This window comes from Actinacidiphila bryophytorum (genome assembly GCF_016916835.1).
Taxonomy (GTDB): domain Bacteria; phylum Actinomycetota; class Actinomycetes; order Streptomycetales; family Streptomycetaceae; genus Actinacidiphila; species Actinacidiphila bryophytorum.
Genome location: NZ_JAFFIX010000001.1, coordinates 713,855 through 737,906, shown reverse-complemented (window position 1 = coordinate 737,906; position 24,052 = coordinate 713,855). Strand labels below are relative to the sequence as shown.

At 70.5% G+C, this 24,052-nt stretch carries 20 protein-coding genes and 1 pseudogene; 7 read left to right on the top strand and 14 right to left on the bottom strand.

Annotated elements, in window-relative coordinates:
- Positions 1–13: 13 nt before the first annotated feature.
- The 13 genes from JT723_RS03155 to JT723_RS03095 all read right to left on the bottom strand — a co-directional run bounded on the left by JT723_RS03155 (position 14) and on the right by JT723_RS03095 (position 13,425).
- Positions 14–535 carry a hypothetical protein gene (locus JT723_RS03155; RefSeq protein WP_205042747.1) on the bottom strand — a complete coding sequence of 174 codons (522 nt, stop codon included), beginning with the start codon at positions 533–535 and terminating at the stop codon, positions 14–16.
- Positions 532–1,815 (bottom strand): MCE family protein, encoded by a 1,284-nt coding sequence (locus JT723_RS03150; protein WP_205042746.1) that lies wholly within the window; start codon positions 1,813–1,815, stop codon positions 532–534. The genes JT723_RS03155 and JT723_RS03150 overlap by 4 nt, the downstream gene beginning before the upstream one ends.
- Complete coding sequence (locus JT723_RS03145; RefSeq protein ID WP_205042745.1) at positions 1,815–2,972, bottom strand: MCE family protein; 1,158 nt, start codon at positions 2,970–2,972, stop codon at positions 1,815–1,817. Before JT723_RS03145 ends, JT723_RS03150 begins: the two co-directional genes overlap by 1 nt.
- A complete protein-coding gene (locus JT723_RS03140; RefSeq protein ID WP_205042744.1) occupies positions 2,969–4,129 on the bottom strand; it encodes an MCE family protein in 1,161 nt (386 codons plus the stop codon). The genes JT723_RS03145 and JT723_RS03140 overlap by 4 nt, the downstream gene beginning before the upstream one ends.
- Positions 4,126–5,229 carry an MCE family protein gene (locus tag JT723_RS03135; RefSeq protein ID WP_205042743.1) on the bottom strand — a complete coding sequence of 368 codons (1,104 nt, stop codon included), beginning with the start codon at positions 5,227–5,229 and terminating at the stop codon, positions 4,126–4,128. The genes JT723_RS03140 and JT723_RS03135 overlap by 4 nt, the downstream gene beginning before the upstream one ends.
- A complete protein-coding gene (locus tag JT723_RS03130; RefSeq protein ID WP_205042742.1) occupies positions 5,226–6,257 on the bottom strand; it encodes an MCE family protein in 1,032 nt (343 codons plus the stop codon). The genes JT723_RS03135 and JT723_RS03130 overlap by 4 nt, the downstream gene beginning before the upstream one ends.
- The gene (locus JT723_RS03125; RefSeq protein ID WP_205042741.1) at positions 6,254–7,519 is read right to left on the bottom strand and encodes an MCE family protein; all 1,266 of its coding nucleotides are present in this window, start codon (positions 7,517–7,519) and stop codon (positions 6,254–6,256) included. Before JT723_RS03125 ends, JT723_RS03130 begins: the two co-directional genes overlap by 4 nt.
- On the bottom strand, positions 7,516–8,331 hold the full coding sequence (locus JT723_RS03120) for an MlaE family ABC transporter permease (RefSeq protein WP_205042740.1): 816 nt from the start codon (positions 8,329–8,331) through the stop codon (positions 7,516–7,518). Before JT723_RS03120 ends, JT723_RS03125 begins: the two co-directional genes overlap by 4 nt.
- 2 nt (positions 8,332–8,333) lie before the next feature.
- Positions 8,334–9,146: an MlaE family ABC transporter permease gene (locus tag JT723_RS03115; RefSeq protein WP_205042739.1), complete on the bottom strand. Its 813-nt coding sequence runs from the start codon at positions 9,144–9,146 to the stop codon at positions 8,334–8,336.
- Complete coding sequence (locus tag JT723_RS03110; RefSeq protein WP_205042738.1) at positions 9,143–10,126, bottom strand: ABC transporter ATP-binding protein; 984 nt, start codon at positions 10,124–10,126, stop codon at positions 9,143–9,145. Before JT723_RS03110 ends, JT723_RS03115 begins: the two co-directional genes overlap by 4 nt.
- A 31-nt stretch (positions 10,127–10,157) precedes the next feature.
- Positions 10,158–11,846: a DUF6801 domain-containing protein gene (locus JT723_RS03105; RefSeq protein ID WP_205042737.1), complete on the bottom strand. Its 1,689-nt coding sequence runs from the start codon at positions 11,844–11,846 to the stop codon at positions 10,158–10,160.
- A gap of 181 nt (positions 11,847–12,027) precedes the next feature.
- On the bottom strand, positions 12,028–12,684 hold the full coding sequence (locus JT723_RS03100) for a PraA/PraB family alkane oxidation protein activator (protein WP_205042736.1): 657 nt from the start codon (positions 12,682–12,684) through the stop codon (positions 12,028–12,030).
- A 108-nt stretch (positions 12,685–12,792) separates the two neighbouring features.
- Positions 12,793–13,425 carry a hypothetical protein gene (locus JT723_RS03095; protein ID WP_205042735.1) on the bottom strand — a complete coding sequence of 211 codons (633 nt, stop codon included), beginning with the start codon at positions 13,423–13,425 and terminating at the stop codon, positions 12,793–12,795.
- Between the two features lie 416 nt (positions 13,426–13,841).
- Here JT723_RS03095 and JT723_RS03090 point away from each other — a divergent pair, with 416 nt between their 5' ends.
- Entirely contained in the window at positions 13,842–15,143 is a 1,302-nt protein-coding gene (locus JT723_RS03090) for a PucR family transcriptional regulator (RefSeq protein WP_205042734.1), read from the top strand.
- Between the two features lie 29 nt (positions 15,144–15,172).
- Here JT723_RS03090 and JT723_RS34800 read toward each other — a convergent pair.
- Positions 15,173–15,451 (bottom strand): annotated as a pseudogene (locus JT723_RS34800) (hypothetical protein); the annotation flags it as partial.
- Between the two features lie 297 nt (positions 15,452–15,748).
- Here JT723_RS34800 and JT723_RS03080 point away from each other — a divergent pair.
- The 6 genes from JT723_RS03080 to JT723_RS03055 all read left to right on the top strand — a co-directional run bounded on the left by JT723_RS03080 (position 15,749) and on the right by JT723_RS03055 (position 24,050).
- On the top strand, positions 15,749–16,774 hold the full coding sequence (locus tag JT723_RS03080) for a LacI family DNA-binding transcriptional regulator (protein ID WP_205042732.1): 1,026 nt from the start codon (positions 15,749–15,751) through the stop codon (positions 16,772–16,774).
- Between the two features lie 300 nt (positions 16,775–17,074).
- Positions 17,075–18,481 carry an ABC transporter substrate-binding protein gene (locus JT723_RS03075; protein WP_205042731.1) on the top strand — a complete coding sequence of 469 codons (1,407 nt, stop codon included), beginning with the start codon at positions 17,075–17,077 and terminating at the stop codon, positions 18,479–18,481.
- A gap of 88 nt (positions 18,482–18,569) precedes the next feature.
- Positions 18,570–19,523: a carbohydrate ABC transporter permease gene (locus JT723_RS03070; RefSeq protein WP_205042730.1), complete on the top strand. Its 954-nt coding sequence runs from the start codon at positions 18,570–18,572 to the stop codon at positions 19,521–19,523.
- A 14-nt stretch (positions 19,524–19,537) separates the two neighbouring features.
- Positions 19,538–20,428 (top strand): carbohydrate ABC transporter permease, encoded by an 891-nt coding sequence (locus JT723_RS03065; protein WP_205042729.1) that lies wholly within the window; start codon positions 19,538–19,540, stop codon positions 20,426–20,428.
- 129 nt (positions 20,429–20,557) lie between these two features.
- Complete coding sequence (locus JT723_RS03060) at positions 20,558–22,216, top strand: glycoside hydrolase family 13 protein (RefSeq protein WP_205042728.1); 1,659 nt, start codon at positions 20,558–20,560, stop codon at positions 22,214–22,216.
- 70 nt (positions 22,217–22,286) lie between these two features.
- Positions 22,287–24,050, top strand: coding sequence for an NAD+ synthase (locus tag JT723_RS03055; RefSeq protein ID WP_205042727.1), 1,764 nt, complete (start codon positions 22,287–22,289; stop codon positions 24,048–24,050).
- Positions 24,051–24,052 lie beyond the last annotated feature (2 nt).

The following is a 24,052-nucleotide window of genomic DNA, read 5'->3' as shown; positions in this document are numbered from 1 at the left end:
CCCTCCTGCGGAGTCAACTCGCACCGACCGGTACGGCCGTCAGGGCGGTGAGCTTCCAGCCGCCCGGGGTGCGGGACAGGCCCGCTTCGAAGCGTTTGCGGTCGGTGGTGGGCGTGCCCGTGGCCGGGGTCACGCGGACCTGGACGGTGGCGACGAGCTTGGCCGTGCCCGCCCTGGTGTCGAGTTCCGTGACGGCCGCGTCGGTGACGGTGCCGCGGGTGGAGGTGCCCGACTGCTTGAGGGTGGCCGCGTCCGCGGTGTGCGTACCGGCCATCCGGTCGTGCAGCGGGCCGGCGGTGACCGTGAGCCACCGGCCGAGGTCCGCGTCGGCGTGGGCGGCGTCGACCGTGTTGAGCAGCGCGATGTCGCGCTGCCCGTCGGCGAGTGCGGCGTCCCGCGCCTTGCCGTAGCTGAGCGCGTCGTCGCCGCGGGTGTCGGCGTACGACCACGCGCCGAGCGCGCAGACGACCGCGGCGACCGTCCAGGCGGCGGTCCACCCGGCCGCCCGGCCGCGAAGGAGCCGCGGGAGCCTCATGGCCGCACCCCCAGCAGGCCGGCCAGCCCGGTGGGGCTGTCGGACGGCAGTGCGGGCAGGCCGAGCGCACCGGGCAGGGCGGGGCCGGACGGGGCCGCATAGGGCGTGCCGCCGGTGCCGGAGTGCGTGGGCAGGACGGAGCCGGGTTCGGCGGGCGGCGGCAGGGCGCCCCCGGACGGCGCGTGCGCGCTGCCGCGCACGTCGGTGCCGCTGGAGGCGGGGGCGGTGCAGCGGGCCGCGGTGTTGAAGGCGGTGGCGGGCGCACTGGTGTCGGTGCCGTTGCGGTAGGTGGTGCCGCCGTATCCGGAGGTGCAGGGCAGCGGGGCGAAGAAGGTGACCGCCATGCCGAAGCGCAGGCCCTTGGGGCTGACGGCGGTGGAGCCCGCGGCGGCCACGGCGGGCACTGTCACCAGGAACTCCTCGATGCCGCGCTGCCGGGTGGCGGCGATGTCGGAGGTGGTGAGCAGGTTGGCCAGCACGACGCTCAGCTGCGGTCCGACGTCCCGCAGCAGCGCGCTGACCTGGGTGGCCGCCTCGGGTGCCGCGGCGATCAGCCGGCGCAGGTCGGTGTCGGAGGAGTTGAGCTGGGCGGCGAGCTGGTTGGCGCTGTCCGCGAAGGACTTGATGGCGGCCCCCTCGTCGGCCTGGGTGCGCAGCACGGTCTGGCCGTCGACCATCAGCTGGGTGTCGGTGGGCAGGTTGGTGTCGGCGGCGGAGATGAAGTGGCCGCTGGAGTCCAGCAGCGACTGGAGGTTGTCGGCCTGCCCGTTGAAGGCCTGGCCGAACTCGTCGACGACGGTGCGCAGCGAGTTCAGCGGGACGGACGCCGCCAGGTCGTTGACGCTGGTGAGCAGGTTGGTGACCGGTGCGGGGATCTGCGTGTCGGCCTGGTCGACGCGTGAACCGTCGTGCAGATAGGGGCCGTTGCCGGTGCTGGGCCGCAGGTCGATGTACTGCTCGCCGACCGCGGACAGGCTGGCGACGACCGCCTGGAGGTGCGCGGGGATGTCGGGCGCGGAGTTGTTGATGCGCAGCGACGCCTCGACGCCGTCGGCGGTGAGCCGGATGGGGCCGACCCGGCCGACCGAGACGCCCCGGTAGGTGACGTCGGAGTGCTCGAACAGGCCGCCCGCCTCGGGCAGTTCGACCTTGACGGTGTAGTAGCCGCGCAGCCCGACGTAGCGGCCGAGGTCGGCGTAGCGGACCCCGGCGTAGCCGATCACGAGCACGGCGACGAGCAGGAAGGCGATGTTCTTGACGACGGTGGCCCTGGTCAGCATCAGCGGCCCCCGGCGGTGGTGGTGACCGTGGGCAGCGGCAGCGGCAGCCCCTTGGGGATGGTGTTCTTCTTGCTCAGCGGCTGGGCGCCCTGGTCGTAGGTGTTGTCCTGGGACTTGAGCGTCGGGATGAGCCGGGTGCCGGGGGCGGCGGTCAGGTCGAGGTAGACGTTGAGGTAGTCGCCCTTGACGCCGTTGAGGACCTCGTCGGTGAAGGGGTAGGTCAGCAGCACCTGGAGCGAGTCGGGCAGGTCCTTGCCCGAGTCGGCGAGCCGTTGCAGGGTCGGCGCGAGGGCCTGGATGTCGGCGACCATGTCGTCCTTGCTCTGGTTGACGGTGTCCACCGCGACGCCGGAGAGGGTGTCGAGCGCCCGCAGCATGGTGACCAGCGACCCGCGCTGCTGGTCGAGCACTTTCAGGCCGGGGCTCAGCCCGGTCAGCACGGTGCCGATCTTCTGGTCGCGGACGGCGAGGGTGGCGGAGAGCTGGTTGACGCCGTCGAGCGCGTCGGTGATGTCCTGCTTGTGCGTGTCCAGGTCGGTGACCAGGGTGTCGACCTGGGTGAGCATGTCGCGCACCTCGGGCTCGTTGCCGGTCAGCGCCTTGTTCAGCTCGGTGCTGATGGTCTTGAGCTGCTGGATGCCGCCGCCGTTGAGCAGCAGCGACAGGGCGCCGAAGACCTCTTCGACCTCGGGGTTGCGGTTGGTGTGCGAGGTGGGGATGACCGAGCCGCCGGCGAGCTTGCCGCGGGCGGTCTCGCCGGCGGGCGGCGCGGACAGCTGGACGTACTTCTCGCCGAGCAGGCTGGACTGCTCCAGGTGCGCGTAGGCGTTGGCGGGCAGCCGGACCTTGCCGTTGACCTTCATGGTGACCAGGGCGGACCAGCCGTCGTCGGCGACGTGGATGGAGGTGACCCGGCCGACGGCGACGTCGTTGACCCGGACCGACGCCTGCGGTACGAGGTCGAGGACGTCGGCGAACTGCGCCTTGACGGTGTAGGGGTGGCTGCCGAGGTCGGCGCCGCCGGGCAGCGGGAGGCTCTGCACCCCGCCGAAGGAGCAGCCGCCGAGCGTGAGGCCGAGCAGCGCCCCGGCGGCGGCGACCGCCGTGCTCCGCTTCGTACGCCGCCGGTTCACCGTGTTCGTACGCCGTCGGTTCATCGCACGCCCCCCTGGGTGATGACGTCCCCGGCCGCGGGGAAGGGCAGCGGCAGGTGCTTGGCGGTCTTCGAGGCCGTCGAAGTCGTGGCGGCCGGGGTGCCGGCGGGCAGGCCGGCCGGCGGGTCGACGCTGCCGCCCAGGCTCAGCTCGTTGATGTCGGCGCGGCCGTCGATGGTCTGGTGCCCGGGGTCGTAGGCGTTGAGCAGGTTGTCGGCGGCCAGCGGTGCGGTGTCGAGGAGTTCGGCGAGCGAGGCCCGCTGGTCGACCAGGGTCTGGGTGATGGGGGCCAGCTTGTTGATGCTGGTGGTGAGGCGGCCCCGGTTGTCCTGGATGAAGGTCTTCACCTGGCCGAGCGCGGTGGACAGTTGCTGGAGGGCGCCGCCGAGGTCCTGCTTGTCGGCGGCCAGGAAGCCGGTGACGGTGGCGAGTTGGTCGGCCGCGGCCTTCACCTTGCCGTCGTTGTTCTTCAGCATCGTGGTGAAGGACTGCAGGTAGGACAGGGTCGCGAAGAGGTCGCCGCTGTGGCTGTCGAGGGTCTTGGAGGCCTGGCCGAGCTGGTTGATGCTGTCGCCGATGGCCTTGCCGTTGCCGTCGAGGTTCTGCGCGCCGGTGTCGAGCAGCCCGGACAGCGCCCCCGTGGTGTTGGCCCCGTTCGGGCCGAGCGCGTCGCTGAGCTGGGTGATGCTGTCGTAGAGCTGGTCGATCTCGACGGGGGTGGCGGTGCGGCTCGCCGGGATGACGGCATGGTCCTTCAGCTGCGGGCCGCCGGTGTAGGCGGGGGTGAGCTGGACGTAGCGGTCGGCGACGACGCTGGGGGCGACGACGACGGCCCCGGCGTCGGCGGGCACCTTGACGCCGTGGTCGAGGTGCAAGGTGACCTCGACCTGCTTGCCCTTGGGGTGCACCCCCTCGACCCGGCCCACCTTCACGCCGAGGATGCGCAGGTCGGAGCCCTTGTAGATGCCGACGGTACGGTCGAAGTAGGCGGTGACGCGGTTGCCGCCGGGGCCGTCGAAGGCCGCGAAGCCCGCGGTGACGGCGCCGGCCGCCACGACCGCCAGCACCAGGGCCGCGACCAGCAGCCGCCGGGAGATGCGGACCGCGGGCAGCGGTGGCCTGGGCAGCCGCGGGCGCGGCCTGGCAGGGGTGAGGGTCATGACGCACCCCCTGAGGCCTTGGGCGAGCGGCAGTCGCCGCCGGGCGGGGTGCCGGGCGGCAGGTAGCTCTTGGGCACCAGGCCGCACAGGTAGCTGTCGAACCAGCGCCCGTTGCCCAGGGTGTTGCCGACCAGCCGGTAGTAGGGGCCGGCCAGCGCGAGCGCCTGGTCGAGGCTGGACTGGTTGGCGACCAGCACCCCGGTGACCCGGTCGAGGGCGTCCAGCGTGGGGGCGAGCTGGCGGGTGTTGTCGGCGACCAGGCCGTTCAGCTGGATGCCCAGGTCCTGGGTGCCGGTGAGCAGCGTGTGGATGGCGTCCCGCCGTTTCTGGATCTCGCCGAGCAGCAGGTCGCCGTCGGAGATCAGGGTCTGGAAGCGGCTGTTCTGGTCGGACAGGGTCTGGGTGAGCTGCTTGCTGCCGGTGAGCAGCTGCGCGAGCTGCGCGTCGCGGCTGGAGATGGTCTGCGACAGCGACGCCAGGCCGGTGGCGGCGCTGCGTACCGACGAGGGGGTGTCCTTGAAGGTGTCGGTGATGGTCTGGAAGCTCGCCGCGAGCTGCTCGGTGTCGATCGAGCCGAGGGTCTGGCCGAGCCCGTCGAAGGCCTGCGTGACGTCGTACGGCGAGGTGGTGCGGCTCTTCGGGATACGGGTGCCGGGGTCCTGTTTGCGGCTGCCGAGCGGGTCGAGGGCCAGGTACTTCTCGCCGAGCAGCGTCTTGATGCCGATGGCGGCGGTGCTGGCGTCGCCGATCCAGGTGTGCCGGACCTTGAAGGTGACCTTCACCGTGTAGCTGTCGGTTCCGTCCAGCGAGACCCCGGTGACCTTGCCGACCTTGACGCCCGCGACCCGCACCTCGTTGCCGGGGCGCAGGCCCGCGGCCTCGGTGAAGTTCGCCGAGTACGTGGTGCCGCCGCCGATGACCGGCAGCGCGTCGGCGTTGTAGGCGACCAGGCCGGCCAGCGCGAGGACCAGCAGGCCGACCGCGCCGACCGCCACCGGGTTGCGTTCCCGCAGCGGCCGGAAGAGCGGCCTGCCGCGGTCGGCGCGGGCGCGTGGGCGGAAGGGGAAGCGCGCGGGAAGGGCAATGCGTGGCCGCTTCATGACCGGCACCTCGATTCGCTGATCGCTATCCCGGTGGGCGGCTTGCTGCCGTCGGAGGTGGTCACCCCGGCGACGGTGGCCTGGCACAGGTAGAGGTTGAGCCAGGACCCGTAGCTGGACGCCCGGCCGATCGCCCGGAACTTCTGCGGGGTGTTGACCAGGAACTGCTGCAACTGCGGTGTGGAGTCGGCCAGGTTGGCCGACAGCCTGCCGAGCTGCGCGATGGAGTCCTTCAGCGGCTCGCGGCCGTCGGTGAGCAGTCCCGCGGTGCTGGTGGTCAGCTGGGAGATCGCGGTGATCGACTGGCCGATCGGCTCGCGGTCGCCGGAGAAGCCGGTGACGAGCTGCTGGAGGGTGGTGACCAGGTCGTTGAAGTTGGCCTCGCGGGTGTTGACGGTGGTCAGCACGGAGTTGAGGTTGTCGATGACCTGGCCGATGACCTGGTCCTTGGCGGCCAGGGTGGTGGTCAGCGAGCCGATGCTGCCGATGAGGCTGTCGACGGTGCCGCCCTCGCCCTGCAGGACCTGCACGATCTCGCCGGCCAGCTGGTTGACGTCCTTCGGGGACAGGCCCTCGAAGAGCGGCTGGAAGCCGGCGAAGAGCTGGGTGAGGTCGAGGGCCGGTGTGGTGTGGTCGAGCTGGATGGTCTGGCCTGGCTCCAGGGTCTCGCCCACGGGTCCCGTGCCCTGTTCGAGGTCGATGTAGCGCTGGCCGACCAGGTTCAGGTACTTGATGGTGACGTCGGCGGACCGCGGCAGGGTGCGCTCGCGCTGCACGGAGAAGTGCACCTTGGCCAGGTTGTGCCGGTAGACGGTGATCGAGTCGACCTGGCCGACCTTGACCCCGGCGATACGGACGCTGTCGCCGGACATCAGCCCCGTGGTGTCGGTGAACAGGGCGTTGTAGCCGGAGGTGTCGCCGACGCCGGAGCCGGCGATGCTGATCGCCAGCACGGTGGTGGCGATCGCGGTGACCAGGATGAAGACCAGCGACTTGACGATCGGCCCGGCCAGGCTCTTGCGCTTCATTTGACGGTCACCTCCGCTCCGCGGAAGACCGGACCGGTCAGCAGGCTGCTCCAGTCGGGCAGGTCACCGGGCGAGGTGTGGGCGCCGGGCGCGAGGAGTTCGTCGATCAGCTCGTTCTCCTGCGGGGAGTTGGCCAGCGGGGTGGTGCCCTTGCCGGTGTAGGGGACGGGGTAGCACTGCGGGCCGCCGCTCTTGCCGTAGACCGGGGTGTCCTTGCCCGCGGCGTAACTCCCCCGGGACGGCACGGTGGTCAGGTCGACGTGCAGACCGGGCTGCCCGGTGCCCTTGCCGAGTGCCTTGTCCATGGCGGGCACGAAGTCGGCCAGGGTGCGCAGGGTGCAGGGGAAGGACGGGGCGTACTCGGCGAGCAGGCCGAGGGTGCCGCGGCTGGCGGCGGCGAGCCGGATGATGTTGGGGCTGTTCTGCCGCAGGTACGTGGTGACGTCCTGGGCGGTGCCGGTCGCGGTGCCGTAGAGGGTGCTGAGGTTGGCCTGCTCCTCGGCGATGGTGCCGCTGGTCCTGGTGAAGTCGGTGAGGGCCTGCACGATGTCGGGTGCGGCCGCGTCGTAGATGTGGCTGACGGTGACGAGCTGCTTGATGTCGTCGTTGAGCGCGGGCAGTTCGGGGTTGAGCTTGCTGAGGTAGCGGTCCAGCTGGACGAGGGTGGTGCCGAGCTGGGTGCCGCGGCCGTCGAGTGCGGTGGCGACCGCGTTCAGGGTGGCGGCGAGCTTCTGCGGCTGGACCGCGGTGAGCAGCGGCATGACGTTGTCGAGCACCTGCTGCAGTTCGACGGCGTCGCCGGAGCGGTCCTGCGCGATGGTGCTGCTCGCGGTGAGCGTGGGGCCGTCGGCGACCGCGTCGGCGGGCGGCACCAGGGCGACGAAGCGGGCACCGAAGAGCGTGGTGGGGAGCATCTGGGCGGTGACGCCCGCCGGGATGCGGTGCAGCTGGCCCGGGTCGATGGCCAGGGTGAGGCGGGCGCCCTGCCCGTCGGCGTGGATGGCGCTGACCCGGCCGACGACGACCCCGCGGACCTTGACGTCGGCGCCGGGGTGCATCTCGTTGCCGACGCTGCCGGTCAGCACGGTCACGGTCGCCTCGTCCTGGAAGTCCTTGTCGTAGACGGCGACCGCGAGCCAGGCCAGCAGCGCGGGGACCAACAGGAAGACCAGGCCCGCGGTTCTGCGCCCCGCGGTGGTGCCGCGCCAGGCGGCGCGGCGGGGCGGCGCGGCGGGTGGCGTACGGGTCTCGGTGGCGGTCATCCGGCCACCCGCACGGTGGTGGTGGCGCCCCACAGCGCCAGCGACAGGAAGAAGTCGGTGATCGAGATGATCACGATGGCGTTGCGCACCGAGCGCCCGACGGCGATGCCGACGCCGGCCGGTCCGCCCTTGGCGGTGTAGCCGTAGTAGCAGTGCGCGAGGATCACGATGACGCTGAAGACGAGCACCTTCAGGGTGGACAGCAGGACGTCCTCGGGCGACAGGAAGAGGTTGAAGTAGTGGTCGTAGGTCCCGGGTGACTGGCCGTTGAACCATACGGTGACCAGCCGGGAGGCCGCGTAGCTGCTGAGCAGGCCGATGCCGTAGAGCGGCACGATCGCCACCACTCCGGCGATGATGCGGGTGCTGACCAGGTAGGGCATGGAGCGGATGCCCATGCCCTCCAGGGCGTCGACCTCCTCGTTGATCCGCATCGCGCCGAGCTGCGCGGTGAATCCGGCGCCGACGGTCGCCGACAGCGCGAGCCCCGCGACCAGCGGGGCGATCTCGCGGGTGTTGAAGTAGGCGGAGATGAAGCCGGTGAAGGCGGCGGTGCCGAGCTGGTTCATGGCCGCGTAGCCCTGCAGGCCGACGACGGTGCCGGTGGCCAGGGTCATGCCGATCATCACGCCGACGGTGCCGCCGATCACGCCGAGCCCGCCGCTGCCGAAGGCGACCTCGGCGAGCAGCCGCTGCACCTCCCTGAGGTAGCGGCGCAGGGTGCGCGGGATCCACAGCACGGCGGTGACGTGGAAGATGAAGTGGTCGCCGGTCTCGTCGAGCCAGCGCAGCGGGCGGTCCAGGAGCGCCATCGTCAGGCCCCCTTCTGCGGTACGAGCTGCAGGTAGATCGCGGTGAGGACCACGTTGACGACGAACAGCAGCAGGAAGGTGATCACGACGGACTGGTTGACGGCGTCGCCTACGCCCTTGGGCCCGCCCTTGGGGTGCAGGCCGCGGTAGGCGGCGACGATGCCGGCGATGAAGCCGAAGACCACCGCCTTGATCTCGCTGATGTAGAGGTCGGGCAGCTGGGCGAGCGAGGAGAAGCTGGACAGGTACGCGCCCGGGGTGCCGTGCTGGACGATGACGTTGAAGAAGTAGCCGCCCGCGGTGCCGACGACCGAGACCAGGCCGTTGAGCAGCAGTGCGACGAGCATGGTGGCCAGCACCCGCGGCACGATCAGCCGCTGCACCGGCGAGACGCCCATCACCTCCATGGCGTCCAGTTCCTCGCGGATCTTCCGCGACCCGAGGTCGGCGCAGATCGCGCTGCCGCCGGCGCCGGCGATCAGCAGCGCCACGATGAGCGGGCTTGCCTGCTGGATCACCGCGAGCACACTGGCGCCGCCGGTGAAGGACTGGGCGCCCAACTGCTGGGTGAGCGAACCGACCTGGAGGGCGATGACGGCGCCGAAGGGGATCGAGACCAGGGCCGCGGGCAGGATGGTGACGCTCGCCACGAACCAGAACTGCTCGATCAGCTCGCGCATCTGGAAGGGCCGCCGGAAGGTGTCGCGTACGGTCGTGGCGGCGAGCGTCATCAGCTGCCCGGTCTGCCGCAGCGCCCCGGTGCCGGGGATCGCGCGGCGCGGCCCGGGTTCGCGTACCCGCACCGGTGCGCTCATGCGGGCTCCCCCTGGACCGGGGCCAGTCCGGCCTGCACCGCGGTGCGGGCGGCGGCCGGCAGCTGGTCCCACATGGCCAGCACCCGCGCCTTGCGCCGCTGCACCGCCTGCCGCGGCGGCATCCCCGGGCTGGGCTCCAGCTGCGGCGCGACCGCGGGCGGTGCCAGCGGTACGGTGGCGCCGTCGGTGAGCTGCTCCAGGGCGAGGGTGGCCTCGTCCTTCTCCTCCGCCATCCCGATCGGGCCTTCGCGGCGCCCGCTGAGGAACTGCCTGACCACCGGTACGTCGCTGGTCAGCAGCAGTTCGCGCGGCCCGAAGGCGACCAGTTCGCGGCGGAAGAGCATGCCCATGTTGTCGGGCACGGTCGCGGCGATGTCGAGGTTGTGGGTGACGATCAGCATCGTCGCGTCGATCTGCGCGTTGAGGTCGATCAGCAGCTGCGAGATGTAGGAGGTGCGGACCGGGTCGAGCCCGGAGTCGGGCTCGTCGCACAGGATGATCTGCGGGTCGAGCACCAGGGCGCGGGCGAGCCCGGCGCGTTTGCGCATGCCGCCGGATATCTCGCCGGGCAGTTTGCCCTCGGAGCCGACCAGGCCGACCATGTCCATCCGCTCCATGACGATGCGGCGGATCTCCGACTCCTTCTTGCGGGTGTGCTCCCGCAAGGGGAAGGCGATGTTGTCGAAGAGGTTCATCGAGCCGAACAGCGCGCCGTCCTGGAACATCAGGCCGAACAGCTTGCGGGTCTGGTAGATGTCCCGCTCGGGGCCGTTGACCATGTCGACGCCGTTGACCAGGACCCGGCCGCGCTCGGGTTTGAGCAGCCCGATCACGGACTTGAGGAACACGGTCTTGCCGGTGCCGGAGGGTCCCAGCATCACGCTGACCTCGCCGGGCGGCAGAGTGAGCGTCACATCCTGCCAGACGGTCTGTTTGCCAAAGGACTTCGTCAGACCTTCGACGATCACTTCGATTCCCATTGCACCTCCCGGGGCGGGGTTCGTACGGCGGTCAGCGGTGCGGCGGTACGGGGTAGGGGATGTGCGGGGTGCAGTACTTGGGGTCGGCCAGCGGTGCGCACAGCGGTCCCTGGATGAGGTTCAGCGAGTTGCCGTGCCCGGAGATCGCCGAGGTGAACAGGGCGGAGACGTCCTCGCCCGCCGGGGTGCGGCAGCCGGTGAACGGCGGGATGTACAGGTCGTCCTGGGCGAGCGGGCCGCCCTCCTGGATGGCGTAGTCCCTGGGCGTGACGACCCCGTCGAGCCCGCTGCGGTTGGTGCCGACCAGCTTGATCTGCAGCGGCGCCTTCGCCCGGCATCCGGAACCGACGTCCATCGGCTGCCCGTTGACCTTGACGTCGGTGAGCCGCAGGTCCTGCTTGCCGTAGATGGTGGTGACGTACAGCTCGGCGCCGATGCCGGTGGTGATCACCGTCATGGGTCCCTCCGCCGTCAGCCGCATCGTCGCGGTGGTCGGCATGAACCCGTAGGTCAGGAAGGCGGTCTTGGACGGCGGGATCGTGAAGTCGGCCACCGAGTCCAGCTCGACGTAGGGGTGGTCGGGGTCGGCGAAGCTGAAGACGCTCGCCACGGTGGCGATGTTGGCCATCGGCGGGTCGGGGGCGTTGAGGTCGTTGATGACCGAGGCCCCGTTGAGCTTGGCGACGTTGGACAGGCCGGTGATGAAGCCGCACTGGGAGAGCCGGTCGATGGGCGGGTCGTCGGGGCCCGGGTAGACGGTGGCGCCTTCCGGCCGCTCCTTGGCCTGCGCGGCGAGCACCGCGGGGTCGGGGTTGCCGGTGGGCGGCGGCGGGCAGTCGCTCTTGTCGGACATCACCGGGGTCTGCAGGGTGATGGTGCCGCCCCGCGCCCCGGCTGCGGCGGTGCCGCCGTCCAGCGGGGTGCGGCCCGGTGTGCTGCCGTCGGTCGGGGAGCCGGTGCCGCCGCGGCCCGCGGCGCCCCCTGAGCGGCCGCCGGCGGCCGGGGTGCCGGTGGCCGGGCCGGTCGCCAGGACCGTCGCGAGCAGGGCGTCCTGGCCGGCGGCGGGCGTGCAGGTGCCGGTGATGTCGGCGAGCGGTGCGGGCGTGGTGTCCGCGGGGGTCGCGGTGTCCGCTGCGGCGGGGGCGCCCGCGTCGGAGGCGGTGCCGGTGCCGGTGGGCGCGGGGGTGGGGGTACCGGCCGCGGCCACCGGGTGCAGCGTCAGGGCGATGCCACCGGCCGCGAACTGCACCTTGCCCGGTGCGCTGACCGACAGCGGCGGCACCGTGCCGGCCAGGGCGAGCTGCAGGTCGTCGGTGCCGTCGGCCGGGGTCGCGGGGGCGGTGAGCCCGGGCCAGGACGCGTCGGCCTGCGACGTGCCCTGCGTGATGTGCACGGTCAGGTCCGCGGTGCCCGACACGGTGGCGGCCGGCGAGGGCAGCATCGCGGTCAGGCCCGCCCGCGGGATGGTCACGGTCGCGGTCAGGGCGCCCGGTGCGAGCGGCCGGCCGACCGCGACGGTCCCGGGGTAGGTCTGCTCGAAGGCGATGCTCACCGCTTGCGTGCCGGAGTCGAACCCGCACGTGTAGGCGAGCGTCGTCGTCCCGTCCCCGCCGCCGCTGATGGCCGTGGAGGCCGGCCCGGACAGCAGCCCGGCCAGGAGCGCGACCGTCATCACCGTGGCGAAGCGCACCGTTCGACCCGGTAGCACGGCACCCCTCATCTCTGTATTCCTCCAACAGGTTCGGCGGCAGGACATTACGTGCGGGTAATAAGGCCCGACAAGTGATCGAACAGGCGAACACCCGGCAATCTTTCGGGGCCGTGATTTCTTGTCACCTGATGACAAAGGCCGTCCGGGACTTTGTCACCGGGCGCGCAATCCGCGGCGCGGGCCTGCCGTGCTAACTGATCGTCTGCGGCGGGTTCAGCGTGAACGCACCCGTGCCGACGGTCATCGTGTCGCCGTTGTTGATCAGGCCCAGGCAGGTGCCGCTCACCGAGGAGGCGCGCAGCGGGCCGCTGCCGGTGACGTTCAGGATCTGCGGGGCACCGTTGTTGTGGCTCCAGTTGAGCGTGCCCGGTGACGTGGGGCCGCCGGTCCCGGCGAGGGTGGCGTTGCACAGGCCGCTCAGCCTGGCGATGACGCCGGTGATCGTGCCGGTGGCGACGCCTGTCGAGGCGTTGTAGGCCAGTTCGTCGATGCGCCAGGGCAGGCCTTGGAAGGACAGGCTGAAAGTGATCCCCGCGGGTCCTGAACACCCGGTCGCCGACGCCGAGTTGATGGTGCCGATCAGGGTGCTCGGCGAGCTGGCCAGGGTCCCGGCGAGGGTCAGCGAGCCGCAGGAGAGGGTGACCCCGGTGGTGGGGTCGGTGACGGTCCACGGCGACTTCGTCGCCGTGAAGGAGCCGCCGGGCGACACCGTGCCGGCGAAGGCCGAGCCGGCCAGTGCGACGACGGCGGTGAATGCGGCCGCGACCGCGGCGGATATCCGCAGCGCTCTTCTTCCCGTGGTGCGGTGACGTGCGGTGCGGTCACCGGTGTTGATGTTGCGGTTCATCTCTCGTCCCCCTTGCCGTGCCTTTCTCGGACGGGACCCCGGCCCGAATACCGGGCCGGGGTCCCTGATACGCGGGAATTCCCGCGATCGGTCGCGATCAGCCCGCGATCACGGGGAGGTGAGCTTCAGGGTGGACGGGGTCACCACGTACTTGCCGGTGAAGACCGCCAGGTCGTTGTTGTTGATCAGGCCGAGGCAGATGCCCGAGACGCTGTACGCCTTCAGGCTGCCGCCGGTGATCGCCAGGGTGTGCGTGCTGTTGGTGTAGGTGGCCGTCAGCGTCGCGGGGGACGTCGAGCTGGTCGTCCCGGCGAAGGTGGCGTTGCACAGGCCGCTGAGCTTGGCGATGACGCCGGTCAGGGTGCCGGTGGTGACGTCGGAGCCGTCGTAGGACGCGGCGTTGAGGTGCCAGGGCAGGCCCTGCGGGGCGACGGTGAAGCTGATGCCGGCGGGGCCGGTGCAGCCGGTGAAGGACAGCCCGCTGATGGTGGCGATGTTCGTGCCGGACAGGCCGGTGCCGTTCGCGGCGCTGCCGGAGGCGGCCGACGAGGTGCAGTCCAGCGTGGTGCCGGTGTTGCTGTCCTTCAGGATCGGGTGGCTCGCGGAAGCGGTGAAGCTGCCGCCGCCGGTGACGGTCCACGTGCCCGCCGCCGAGGCGGGACTGGCCGCAAGACCGATCGCGGCTGCCATCGCGGCACCGGTGACGAGGCTGCTCTTGGTGAGGGTGGAGAGCTTGCGCACGGCTGGGTCCTTCCTGGGAGTTGACGTGCCTGATAAACCGGGTCCCGGCCGGTGGCGGGGAATTCGGTTGCGACTCACTACCTGGAACGTTCGATGCCGAATCCGGTCGGCTGCTCTTGCGGTGCTGGACGTTACGCACGGGTAACTCGGGGCGCAACAAGTCCGGCCAAGATTTCCCGGCGGACCTTACCGCCGGGTATTTTCCTGTCACCGGGGAGACAGTGCGGCATCGCTTTTTTGTCCGCGGGTGAGCATTTCCCCGCCCGGCGCCCGTACCCCGCGCGGCGGCGGTACGGTCGGCCGCCGCGGCACCGCCGACAACGTTTCCGTGTCCGGGGTGCTGCGCTCCGTGCACGATTGGTCTATGTTGCAGCGAGGTCACGGAGCGCGAAGCGGCGCATCCGGAGGGGAGGGGCATGACCGTCATGCGTCAGACACCCGAGAATGCGGAACCCCCCGGTCCGATTCCGCGCGAGTTCGCCGCCGTCATGCGTCCTGAACTGCCAAGTCTTTTAAAAGAGATGGCGGCTGAAATCGTCACCGCCATCCCCGAATACGGTCACCTGCTGGAAGGCCCCAACGCCCGGGTGATCAAAATCGGCATCGAGCAGAGCATCGCCACCTTCGTGGACCGGGTGGCCGCCCCCACCGCCACCACCGCGTTACGCGACGACCTGTGCCGCAGGTTCGGCCGCTTCGAGGCGTACGAGGGCCGCAGCCTGGACAACCTGCAGGCCGCCTACCGGATCGGATGCCAGGTCGCACTGCGCCGGGTCCGTACCGTGGGACGCCGCTACAGCCTGTCGGCGTCCTTCATGCTCACCTTCGCCGACGCGCTGTTCGCCTACATGGGCGACCTGGCCGAACTGTCCCGCGAGGGCTATGTGCAGGCGCTCGCCGAGCTGGGCGAGGAGCCGGACAACCGGCGCCGCCGGCTGCTGCGCCGCATCCTCGGCGGAACCGCGGTGGCCCGCAGCGCACTTGCCGAACTCGCCGAGCACTCCGCCTGGCCGCTGCCCGACGAGGTCACGCTGGTGGCGATCGCACCGGACACCCGGCCGCCGCGTGCGGCGCTGGACAAGGACATCCTGCTGGACTTCGCCGACCCCGAGCCGCACCTGCTGGTGCCGGGGCCCTTCACCGAGGAGCGCCGCAGGTCGCTGACGGCGGCGCTGGCCGGCTGCCGCGCCGCGGTCGGGCTGACCACCTCGATCAGCGAGGCGGCCGACTCGCTGCGCTGGGCGCGGCACACCCTCGCACTCGCCGACTCGGGCGTCATCGACGAGGCCGAGGTCGCGATGTGCGAGGACCACCTGCTGCCGCTGTGGCTGCTGGGCGACCCGGCGCTGGTCAACCAGATCGCCAGGAAGTACCTCGGCCCGCTGGTCGGGCTGACCGCGGCACAGCGCGCCCGGCTGATCGACACCCTGCGGATCTGGCTGACCACCCGCGGCACCGCCGCCCAGGTCGCCGACCAGCTGGGGGTGCACCCGCAGACGGTGCGCTACCGCATCCGCATCCTCGACCGGGCCTTCGGCGACCAGCTGGCCGACCCTGACCACCGGTTCGCGACCGAGATCGCGCTGCGCGCCCTGCACCTGCGCGAGCACGGCGAGGCGGCCGACAGCCCCGCGCTGACCCGTACGGCGGCGGACGGCGGCGCCCGCGAGGAGCACCGCCGCCCGCCGTCGCACAGCAGGTCCGCCTACGAGGTGTAGGCCTCCACTTCGGAGAGCTGGGCCGCGGGCCAGCCGGTGTTGCCGGTGAAGGAGTTGTTGCGCAGGAAGTTGTTCTTGACGGTGACGTTGTGGGCGCTGCCGTCCAGGTTCAGGCCGTCGGCGGTGGTGCCGACGATCCGGCTGTTCTGCACGACCAGGTTGTCGTTGTTGCCGGTCAGCCACAGGCCGACCTTCTCGCGCTGCACCCACATGCCGGACACCACGGAGTTGGGGCCGAGGCTGCCGGTGACGAAGTTGTCGGGCGAGTTCTCGTTGCGGACGCTGACGCCGCCGCTGACGGCGAAGGGCGAGACGGCGGCGGCCGGGGCGGCGTGGGCCGCGGTCGTGGTCAGGGTGAGGCCGAGTCCGCCGGCGGCGAGGGCCGCGGCGGTCGCGGAGGCGAGCCAGGCCGACCTGTGGCGTCTGAGATCCATGCGGTGGGGGGTTCCCTTCTGACGGGAGTCGCTGGAGTGACGTGCGAAACCCCAGGGTTCACGACCTGACGCAGCAATATGTCGACCGGGTTTCGCAAAATTTGGATGACTTGCAGAGATCCCGCAAAATCACCGCAAGAATCTTGCGCCACCTGTACTAGAATCGACGCCATGACACGACGACTTGCCGAGGTGGCAAAGAAGGTCGGGGTGAGCGAGGCCACCGTCAGCCGGGTGCTGAACGGAAAGCCCGGCGTCTCCGACGCGACCCGGGCCGCGGTCCTCACCGCCCTTGACGTGCTCGGTTACGAACGGCCCACCCAGCTGCGGGGCGAACGCGCCCGGCTGGTCGGCATGGTCATGCCCGAGCTGCAGAACCCGATCTTCCCCGCTTTCGCGGAGGTGGTCGGTGGCGCACTGGCACAGCAGGGCTTCACCCCGGTGCTGTGCACCCAGACCGCGGGCGGGGTCTCCGAGGCCGACTACGTGGAGTTGCTGCTGCAGCAGCACGTCTCGGGGGTGGTCTTCTTCGGCGGGCTCTACGCCCAGGCCGAATCGCCGCACGACCACTACGCACGGCTCGCGGAACGCAACCTGCCGACCGTCCTGATGAACGCGGCCATCGACCATCTCGACTTCCCCCGGGTCTCCTGCGACGACGCGGTGGCGGTGGAGCAGGCGATGAACCACCTGATCTCGCTGGGCCACCAGCGGATCGCGCTGGTGCTCGGCCCGCCCGACCACGTGCCGTCCCGCCGCAAGCTGGCCGCGGCCCGCCGGGTGGACCCCTCGGTGACCGTCGAGCACGCGCTGTTCACCCTCGAAGGCGGCCAGGCCGCCGCGAGCCGGCTGCTGGCGCGCGGCATCACGGCCTTCATCTGCGCCTCCGACCTGCTGGCGCTCGGCACCATCAGGGCCGCCCGCAGGCGGCGCCTGTCGGTGCCGGAGGACGTGTCGGTCATCGGCTACGACGACTCGTCGCTGATGAACTGCACCGAGCCGCCGCTGACCACCGTCAGGCAGCCCATCGAGGCGATGGGGCGGGCCGCGGTGGACCTGCTGGCCGGCGAGATCAGCGGTGCCTCGGTCGACCACGACGAGCTGTTCTTCGAACCGGAACTGGTGGTGCGCGGTTCCACGGGACCGGCCCCGCACCCCGCCCGCATCCCGCATCCGGAGGCGCGTACGAACGCCTAGCGAAAGCTCCCCGGGCGGCCGTCCGCGGGGCAGAGCGCGCAGTTCACCGTGCCGGGCGCCGGCGCGGTGCGGCTGCGCGCTCTGCCGTCTCCGCAGCACAGTCGCACCCTGGACCGTCGTAACCGAGTCGTGTCTTTGCGAAATTCACGCGACATCTTGCGGACATCTATCGGGTTAAGTACGTTGAGCCAACCCGAGACGGTGGCGCGCACCTGCGCCGGACATCATGTGCATCATGCGCCGCGGGGGTCCCAGATCGCAGTCCAACGACGCGCAGTGGTTCAGGGGAAGGGTTTGAACATGAGCAGAATCCGCTACCGCAGACTGGTGGCATTCGCGCTGGTCGCAGGCATCGGATTGACGAGTGCCGCGTGCTCCTCCAGCGACAAGAAGGACGACAACGGCGGCAGCAAGGCCAGCAGCTCCAGCGCCGGTACGCCCTTGGACCCGAAGACCAAGGTGACCATCAGCGTCGACTGCATGCCGCCCACGACGAAGAAGCCCGAGCGCAAGCAGTGGCTCGACGACATCGCCGAGTTCCACAAGACGTACCCGAACGTGACCATCAACTCCAAGGACACGTTCCCCTGCGAGGACACGGACAAGTTCACCGCCCAGCTGCAGGGCTCGTCCGAGACCGACGTCTTCTACAGCTACGTCACCGACCTCAACCAGGTCCTCGACGCCGGCCAGGCCGCCGACATCACCGACTACGTCAACGACAAGACGGTGCCGAACCTCAAGGACATCGACCCCAACGTCCTGGCGATCCTCAAGGACGGCGGCAAGCTCTACGGCCTGCCCACGACCAACTACTCGATGGGCCTGATCTACAACCGGAAGATCTTCAAGGACGCCGGCCTCGACCCCGACAAGCCGCCGACGACCTGGGACGAGATCCGCACCGACGCCAAGGTCATCCAGGACAAGCTGGGCAGCAAGGGCATCCACGGCTTCTTCGAGTACGGCGCGGGCAACCAGGGCGGCTGGCACCTGACCTCGGCGCTGTACGGCGCGGGCAACAGCGTGGTCAGCGAGGACGGCACCAAGGCGGCCTTCAACGGCCCCGAGGCCACCTCGATCCTGCAGACCATCCACGACATGCGCTGGGTCGACAACAGCATGCCGGCCAGCGCCGGCAAGGAGTGGGGCGAGAGCCAGAAGGCGATGGGCGCCGGCCAGATCGGCATGTACCTCGCCGCGCCCGACGACATCCAGCTCATGGTCCAGCAGTACGGTGCCAACTTCAACGACCTGGGCATGGCGCCGATCCCCGGCGGCAAGACCTCGCTGATGGGCGGCAACGACTACTTCTTCAAGAAGTCGGACTCCCCCGACCAGATCAAGGCCGGCATCGCCTGGATCAACTTCAAGTTCCTGACCCTGAAGAAGGGCCAGTTCAACTACGCGCGCAACAAGGCCGACGGCATCCCGGTCGGCCTGCCGCAGCCCTTCTTCTTCACCGGCCAGTCCAAGGCGACCGACACCGCGGACAAGACCCAGTACGCGACCGTGCCGGTGGCGAACTACAAGTCCTACGTGGACGCGCAGGTGCCGGTGAAGGGTGAGCCGCCGAACGCGCAGAAGCTCTACACCGTGCTCGACACCGTGATGTCCGGTGTGCTGAGCAACAAGGGCGCCGACATCGGCAAGCTGCTCTCGGCCGCCGAGACGCAGGCCAACCAGCTGCTGGCCGCCGGCCAGTAGCAGCGCAGCCCCCGCGGGGGCCGGTCGGCGACCGGCCCCCGCGGCGCGGCACGGACACCAAGCACCGCTTCCCAGCCGAGGAGCCTCCATGGCGGCGACGACCGTCCCCGACAAGACAACCAGGCGCCACGCCGGGCGCGCGGCGGGTCCCAGGACCCAAGGCGGCCGGGGCGGCCTGAGCCGCAAAGTGAGCCAGAACCTCCAGGCCTACGGGTTCCTGATCGGGGCGATCCTCTGCTTCGGGTTCTTCTCCTGGTACCCGATGGTCCGGGAGTTCATCATGAGCTTCCAGCAGACCAGGCGCGGGGTGACCAGCTGGGTCGGCTTCAAGAACATCAAGACCGTCTACCACGACCCGTACTTCTGGACGGCGTGGAAGAACACCGGGATGTTCACGCTCTACGCGCTGCTGATCGGCTTCGTGGTGCCCTTCTTCGTGGCCATCCTGCTCAACGAACTGCGGCACGCCCGGGCTTATCTGCGGATTCTGGTCTACCTGCCGGTCATGCTCCCGCCGGTGGCCGGCGCGCTGCTTTTCAAGTACTTCTACAACCCCGAATACGGCCTGTTCAACCGCATTCTCAAGATCTTCCACCTGCCGACGTCGCAATGGCTCGACTCGTCCCACACCGCGCTGATCTCGGTGGTCATCGCGGCGACCTGGATGAGCATGGGCAGCGCCACCCTGATCTACCTGGCGGCGCTGCAGAACATACCCGGTGAGCTGTACGAGGCCGCCGACCTCGACGGCGCGGGCCTGTGGAGCAAGATCTGGCACGTGACCGTGCCGCAGACCCGGCTGGTGCTCTCGCTGATGCTGCTGCTGCAGATCGTGGCCACCATGCAGGAATTCACCAACGTCTTCCTGATGGCCGGCGGAAACGGCCCGGAGAACTCCACGATGACCGTGGTCTACATGGTCTACCAGTACGGCTACCGCTACAACAACTTCGGTGGCGCGGCCGCACTCGGCCTCTTCCTGCTCCTGGTACTCGCCGGATTCTCCGGCCTGTACGCACGGCTCAACCGGAACAGCGACTAGGACGGATCACGATCATGGCAGAGTTCACTCCCGCGAACCGGACGCTGATCTCGTCCGCGACCCTGGCCAGGCCCCGGGGCAAGGTCATCTACTGGACCGTGCTGTCGGTCGTCCTGGTGGTCTTCACGCTGGTCTTCGTCGGACCGCTGTACTGGATGGCCACCAGCGGCTTCAAGTCCGTGCACGAGGTGCTGCACAACCCGCCGACCCTGGTGCCCAAGGACCCGCACCCGTCGAACTACAAGACGGCATGGACCCAGCTCAAGCTCGCCAAGCTGCTGTGGAACACCTTCTACTACGCCTTCGGTGCGCTGGCCTTCCAGCTGGTCTTCGACGTGGCCGCGGCCTACGCGCTGTCCAAGCTGCGCCCGGTGCTGGGCAACATCGTGCTCGGCGGCATGCTGGCCACGCTGATGATCCCGTCGGCGGTGCTGATCATCCCGCAGTACATGACGGTGCTCGACCTGCCGCTGCTGCACGTCAACCTGATCAACCACCCGTGGGCGATCTGGCTGCCGACGGTGGCCAACGGCTTCAACATCTTCCTGCTCAAACGGTTCTTCGACTCGATACCCAACGACCTGATGGCCGCGGCGGCCATCGACGGGGCCGGGCCGATGCGCACCCTGCTGTCGATCGTGCTGCCGATGTCCCGGCCGATCCTCGGTGTGGTGTCGATCTTCGCCGTGGTCAACGTCTGGAAGGACTTCCTCTGGCCGATGCTGGTGGAGCCCGACCCGTCCAAGCAGCCCATCAACATCGGCATCAACTCGCTGTCGCAGGGCGTGCCGCAGAACGTGCTCATCGCCGCGCTCGCCATCTCCGCGCTGCCGACCCTGCTGATCTTCCTGCTCTTCCAGCGCAACATCATGTCCGGCCTGACCGCCGGCAGCCTCAAGGGCTGACCGGCCCATGACGCCGCGCAGCCTTCCGTAACGCACCACCCCACAGCACTCCGCCGCCGGTCCCATGTGCCCACATCCCCGCCATCCGGGGCCGGCGGCGGGGTCCCACCTGCCCGAAAGGACGTTGACGTGGCAGACACCCCTCAGCCCGAGGCCGACGAGAACTGGTGGCGCGGCGCGGTCATCTACCAGGTCTATCCGCGGAGCTTCGCCGACAGCAACGGTGACGGGACCGGTGACCTGGCCGGCGTGCGGTCCCGGCTGCCGTACCTGGCCGAGCTGGGCGTCAACGCACTGTGGTTCTGCCCGTGGTATCCCTCGCCGATGGCCGACGGCGGGTACGACGTCGCCGACTACCGCGACGTCGAACCGGTCTTCGGGACGCTGGCCGAGGCCGAGAAGCTGATCTCCGAGGCCCTCGTGCTGGGCATCAGGACGATCATCGACATCGTGCCGAACCACATCTCGGCGGCGCACCCGTGGTTCCGCGAGGCGCTCGCGGCCGGCCGGGGATCGGCCGCGCGGGAGCGCTTCTGGTTCCGCCCCGGGCGCGGCGAGCACGGCGAGCTGCCGCCCAACAACTGGCCCTCGCAGTTCGGCGGCCCTGCCTGGACCAGGACCACGGAACCGGACGGCACACCGGGCGACTGGTTCTTGAACCTCTTCGACTCCGAGCAGCCCGACCTGAACTGGAACCACCCCGACGTGCGCGCCGAGCACGAGGACATCCTGCGGTTCTGGTTCGACCGGGGCGCAGGCGGTGTGCGGATCGACTCGGCCGCCATGGTCTCCAAGGACCCGCAGCTGCCCGACCTGCCCGACCCGGCCGCGGGCGCCGACGCGGTCCTGGCAGCGCACCCGTACGTCGACCGCGACGAGCTGCACGACATCTACCGCGGGTGGCGGCGGATCGCCGACTCCTACCCGGGTGCGCGCATCCTGGTCGGCGAGGTGTGGCTGCCCGACGCCGAGCGCTTCGCGCGCTACCTGCGGCCCGACGAGATGCACACCGCCTTCAACTTCGACTTCCTGGCCTGCCCCTGGGAGCCGGCCAGGCTGCGCACCTCCATCGACACGACGCTGGCCGCGCACGCACCGGTGAGCGCGCCCGCCACCTGGGTGCTGTGCAACCACGACGTGACACGTACGGTGACCCGCTACGGGCGGGCCGACACCGGCTTCGACTTCGCCACCAAGGCCTTCGGCATACCCACCGACCTGGAGCTGGGCACCCGGCGGGCGCGGGCGGCGGCGCTGCTGACCCTGGCCCTGCCCGGCTCGGTCTACCTCTACCAGGGCGAGGAGCTGGGGCTGCCCGAGGCCGAGGACATCCCGCTGGACAAGCTGCAGGACCCGATGTACCTGCGGTCGGCCGGCACCAACCCGGGCCGGGACGGCTGCCGGGTGCCGCTGCCGTGGAGCGGCACCGCGTCGCCGTTCGGCTTCAGCCCGGCGGGCGCAGGCGCCCAGCCGTGGCTTCCGCAGCCGGCGGACTGGGCGTCGCGCACGGCCGAGGCCCAGGGCGCCGACCCGGACTCGATGCTCTCGCTCTACCGGGCGGCGCTGCGGCTGCGGCGGGCGGAGGCCGGGCTCGGCGACGGCTCCTTCGGCTGGCTGGACTCCGACCCGCAGGTGCTGGCCTTCCGCCGCTCCCCGGAGTTCTTGTGCGTGCTGAACCTGGGGGCCGAGCCTGCGGAGCTGCCGGAGCACACGGAGGTGCTGCTGGCCAGCGGGCCGCTCGCGGACGGCCGGCTGCCGGCCGACACGGCGGTCTGGCTGCGGGGCTAGCGACCAGGGGAAACCGCGGGTGTGACCCGGGCGACAGCGATTTCGTCTAGGTGACGATTAGACTGGGGGCGTGCCTCAACTACGACTCGCCCTCAACCAGATCGACGCCCGCGTCGGCGACATCGCCGGGAACGCCGAGTCGGTCGTGCGCTGGACCCGGCATGCGGCCGGGCAGGGAGCCCACCTGGTGGCCTTCCCCGAAATGATGCTCACCGGCTACCCGGTGGAGGACCTTGCCCTGCGGTCGTCGTTCGTCGAGGCGAGCCGCAGCGCGCTGGTGGAACTGGCCGGGCGGCTCGCCGACGAGGGGTTCGGCGAGCTGCCGGTCGTCGTCGGCTACCTGGGCCGCAGCCACGACGCCCGGCCCAGGCTCGGCCAACCGGCCGGCGCACCGCAGAACTGCGCGGCGGTGCTGCACCGCGGCAAGGTGGCGCTGCGGTTCGCCAAGCACCACCTGCCCAACTACGGCGTCTTCGACGAGTTCCGCTACTTCGTGCCCGGCGACACCATGCCGGTGATCCGGGTCCGCGGGGTGGACGTGGCGCTGGCGATCTGCGAGGACCTGTGGCAGGACGGCGGCCGGGTGCCCGGCGCGCGCGCCGCGGGGGCCGGACTGCTGCTGTCGGTCAACGCCTCGCCGTACGAGCGCGACAAGGACGACACGCGCCTGGAACTGGTGCGCAAGCGCGCCCAGGAGGCCGGCTGCACCCTGGTCTACCTGGCGATGGTCGGCGCGCAGGACGAGCTGGTCTTCGACGGCGACACCATCGCCGTCACCCAGGACGGCGAAGTGATCGCCAGGGCACCGCAGTTCGCCGAGGAGTGCGTGCTGCTCGACCTGGACCTGCCCGCCGCGCCCGCCGAGGCCCCCGCGGGCCGGGTCGCCGACGGCCTGGAGATCCAGCACGTGACGCTGACCGCCGAGCCGGTGGCCCCGTACGCCCCGCAGTTCACCGGGGAGGTCGCCGAGCGGCTGGAGGACGACGCCGAGGTCTACGGGGCGCTGGTCACCGGCCTGCGCGCGTACGTCGAGAAGAACGGCTTCCGGTCGGTGCTGATCGGCCTGTCGGGCGGTATCGACTCGGCCCTGGTCGCTGCCGTCGCGTGCGACGCGGTCGGGGCGGCCAACGTCTACGGCGTCTCGATGCCCTCGGCGTACTCCTCGGACCACTCCCGGGGCGACGCGGCGGACCTCGCCCGCAGGACCGGTCTGAACTACCGCACCGTGCCCATCGCGCCGATGTTCGACGCGTACATGAACTCGCTCGCGCTGACCGGGCTGGCCGAGGAGAACCTGCAGTCCCGGCTGCGCGGGGTGACGCTGATGGCGATCTCCAACCAGGAGGGCCACATCGTGCTCGCGCCGGGCAACAAGAGCGAGCTGGCGGTGGGTTACTCCACGCTCTACGGCGACTCGGTGGGCGCGTACGGCCCGATCAAGGACGTCTACAAGACCACCGTCTTCCGGCTGGCGCGCTGGCGCAACGCGGCCGCGGCCGCACAGGGCGAGACCCCGCCGATCCCGGAGAACTCGATCAGCAAGCCGCCGAGCGCGGAGCTGCGCCCCGGCCAGGTCGACACCGACTCGCTGCCGGACTACGACGTGCTCGACCGGGTGCTGGAGATGTACGTGGACCGCGACCAGGGCCGGGACGCGATCGTCGCGGCCGGCTACGACGCGGAGTTGGTCACCCGCATCCTCGAACTCACCGACACCGCCGAGTACAAGCGGCGGCAGTACCCGCCGGGCGCGAAGATCTCCGCGAAGGGCTTCGGCAAGGACCGCAGGCTGCCCATCACCAACCGCTGGCGCGAGGGCGAGCAGACCGCGTAGGC

What these genes read in the sequence shown, in the direction of transcription:
- JT723_RS03155 (WP_205042747.1), bottom strand. Translation starts at nt 535, where the DNA reads ATGAGGCTCCCGCGGCTCCTTCGCGGCCGGGCGGCCGGGTGGACCGCC.
- JT723_RS03150 (WP_205042746.1), bottom strand. Translation starts at nt 1,815, where the DNA reads ATGCTGACCAGGGCCACCGTCGTCAAGAACATCGCCTTCCTGCTCGTC.
- JT723_RS03145 (WP_205042745.1), bottom strand. Translation starts at nt 2,972, where the DNA reads ATGAACCGACGGCGTACGAACACGGTGAACCGGCGGCGTACGAAGCGG.
- JT723_RS03140 (WP_205042744.1), bottom strand. Translation starts at nt 4,129, where the DNA reads ATGACCCTCACCCCTGCCAGGCCGCGCCCGCGGCTGCCCAGGCCACCG.
- JT723_RS03135 (WP_205042743.1), bottom strand. Translation starts at nt 5,229, where the DNA reads ATGAAGCGGCCACGCATTGCCCTTCCCGCGCGCTTCCCCTTCCGCCCA.
- JT723_RS03130 (WP_205042742.1), bottom strand. Translation starts at nt 6,257, where the DNA reads ATGAAGCGCAAGAGCCTGGCCGGGCCGATCGTCAAGTCGCTGGTCTTC.
- JT723_RS03125 (WP_205042741.1), bottom strand. Translation starts at nt 7,519, where the DNA reads ATGACCGCCACCGAGACCCGTACGCCACCCGCCGCGCCGCCCCGCCGC.
- JT723_RS03120 (WP_205042740.1), bottom strand. Translation starts at nt 8,331, where the DNA reads ATGGCGCTCCTGGACCGCCCGCTGCGCTGGCTCGACGAGACCGGCGAC.
- JT723_RS03115 (WP_205042739.1), bottom strand. Translation starts at nt 9,146, where the DNA reads ATGAGCGCACCGGTGCGGGTACGCGAACCCGGGCCGCGCCGCGCGATC.
- JT723_RS03110 (WP_205042738.1), bottom strand. Translation starts at nt 10,126, where the DNA reads ATGGGAATCGAAGTGATCGTCGAAGGTCTGACGAAGTCCTTTGGCAAA.
- JT723_RS03105 (WP_205042737.1), bottom strand. Translation starts at nt 11,846, where the DNA reads ATGAGGGGTGCCGTGCTACCGGGTCGAACGGTGCGCTTCGCCACGGTG.
- JT723_RS03100 (WP_205042736.1), bottom strand. Translation starts at nt 12,684, where the DNA reads ATGAACCGCAACATCAACACCGGTGACCGCACCGCACGTCACCGCACC.
- JT723_RS03090 (WP_205042734.1), top strand. Translation starts at nt 13,842, where the DNA reads ATGACCGTCATGCGTCAGACACCCGAGAATGCGGAACCCCCCGGTCCG.
- JT723_RS03080 (WP_205042732.1), top strand. Translation starts at nt 15,749, where the DNA reads ATGACACGACGACTTGCCGAGGTGGCAAAGAAGGTCGGGGTGAGCGAG.
- JT723_RS03075 (WP_205042731.1), top strand. Translation starts at nt 17,075, where the DNA reads ATGAGCAGAATCCGCTACCGCAGACTGGTGGCATTCGCGCTGGTCGCA.
- JT723_RS03070 (WP_205042730.1), top strand. Translation starts at nt 18,570, where the DNA reads ATGGCGGCGACGACCGTCCCCGACAAGACAACCAGGCGCCACGCCGGG.
- JT723_RS03065 (WP_205042729.1), top strand. Translation starts at nt 19,538, where the DNA reads ATGGCAGAGTTCACTCCCGCGAACCGGACGCTGATCTCGTCCGCGACC.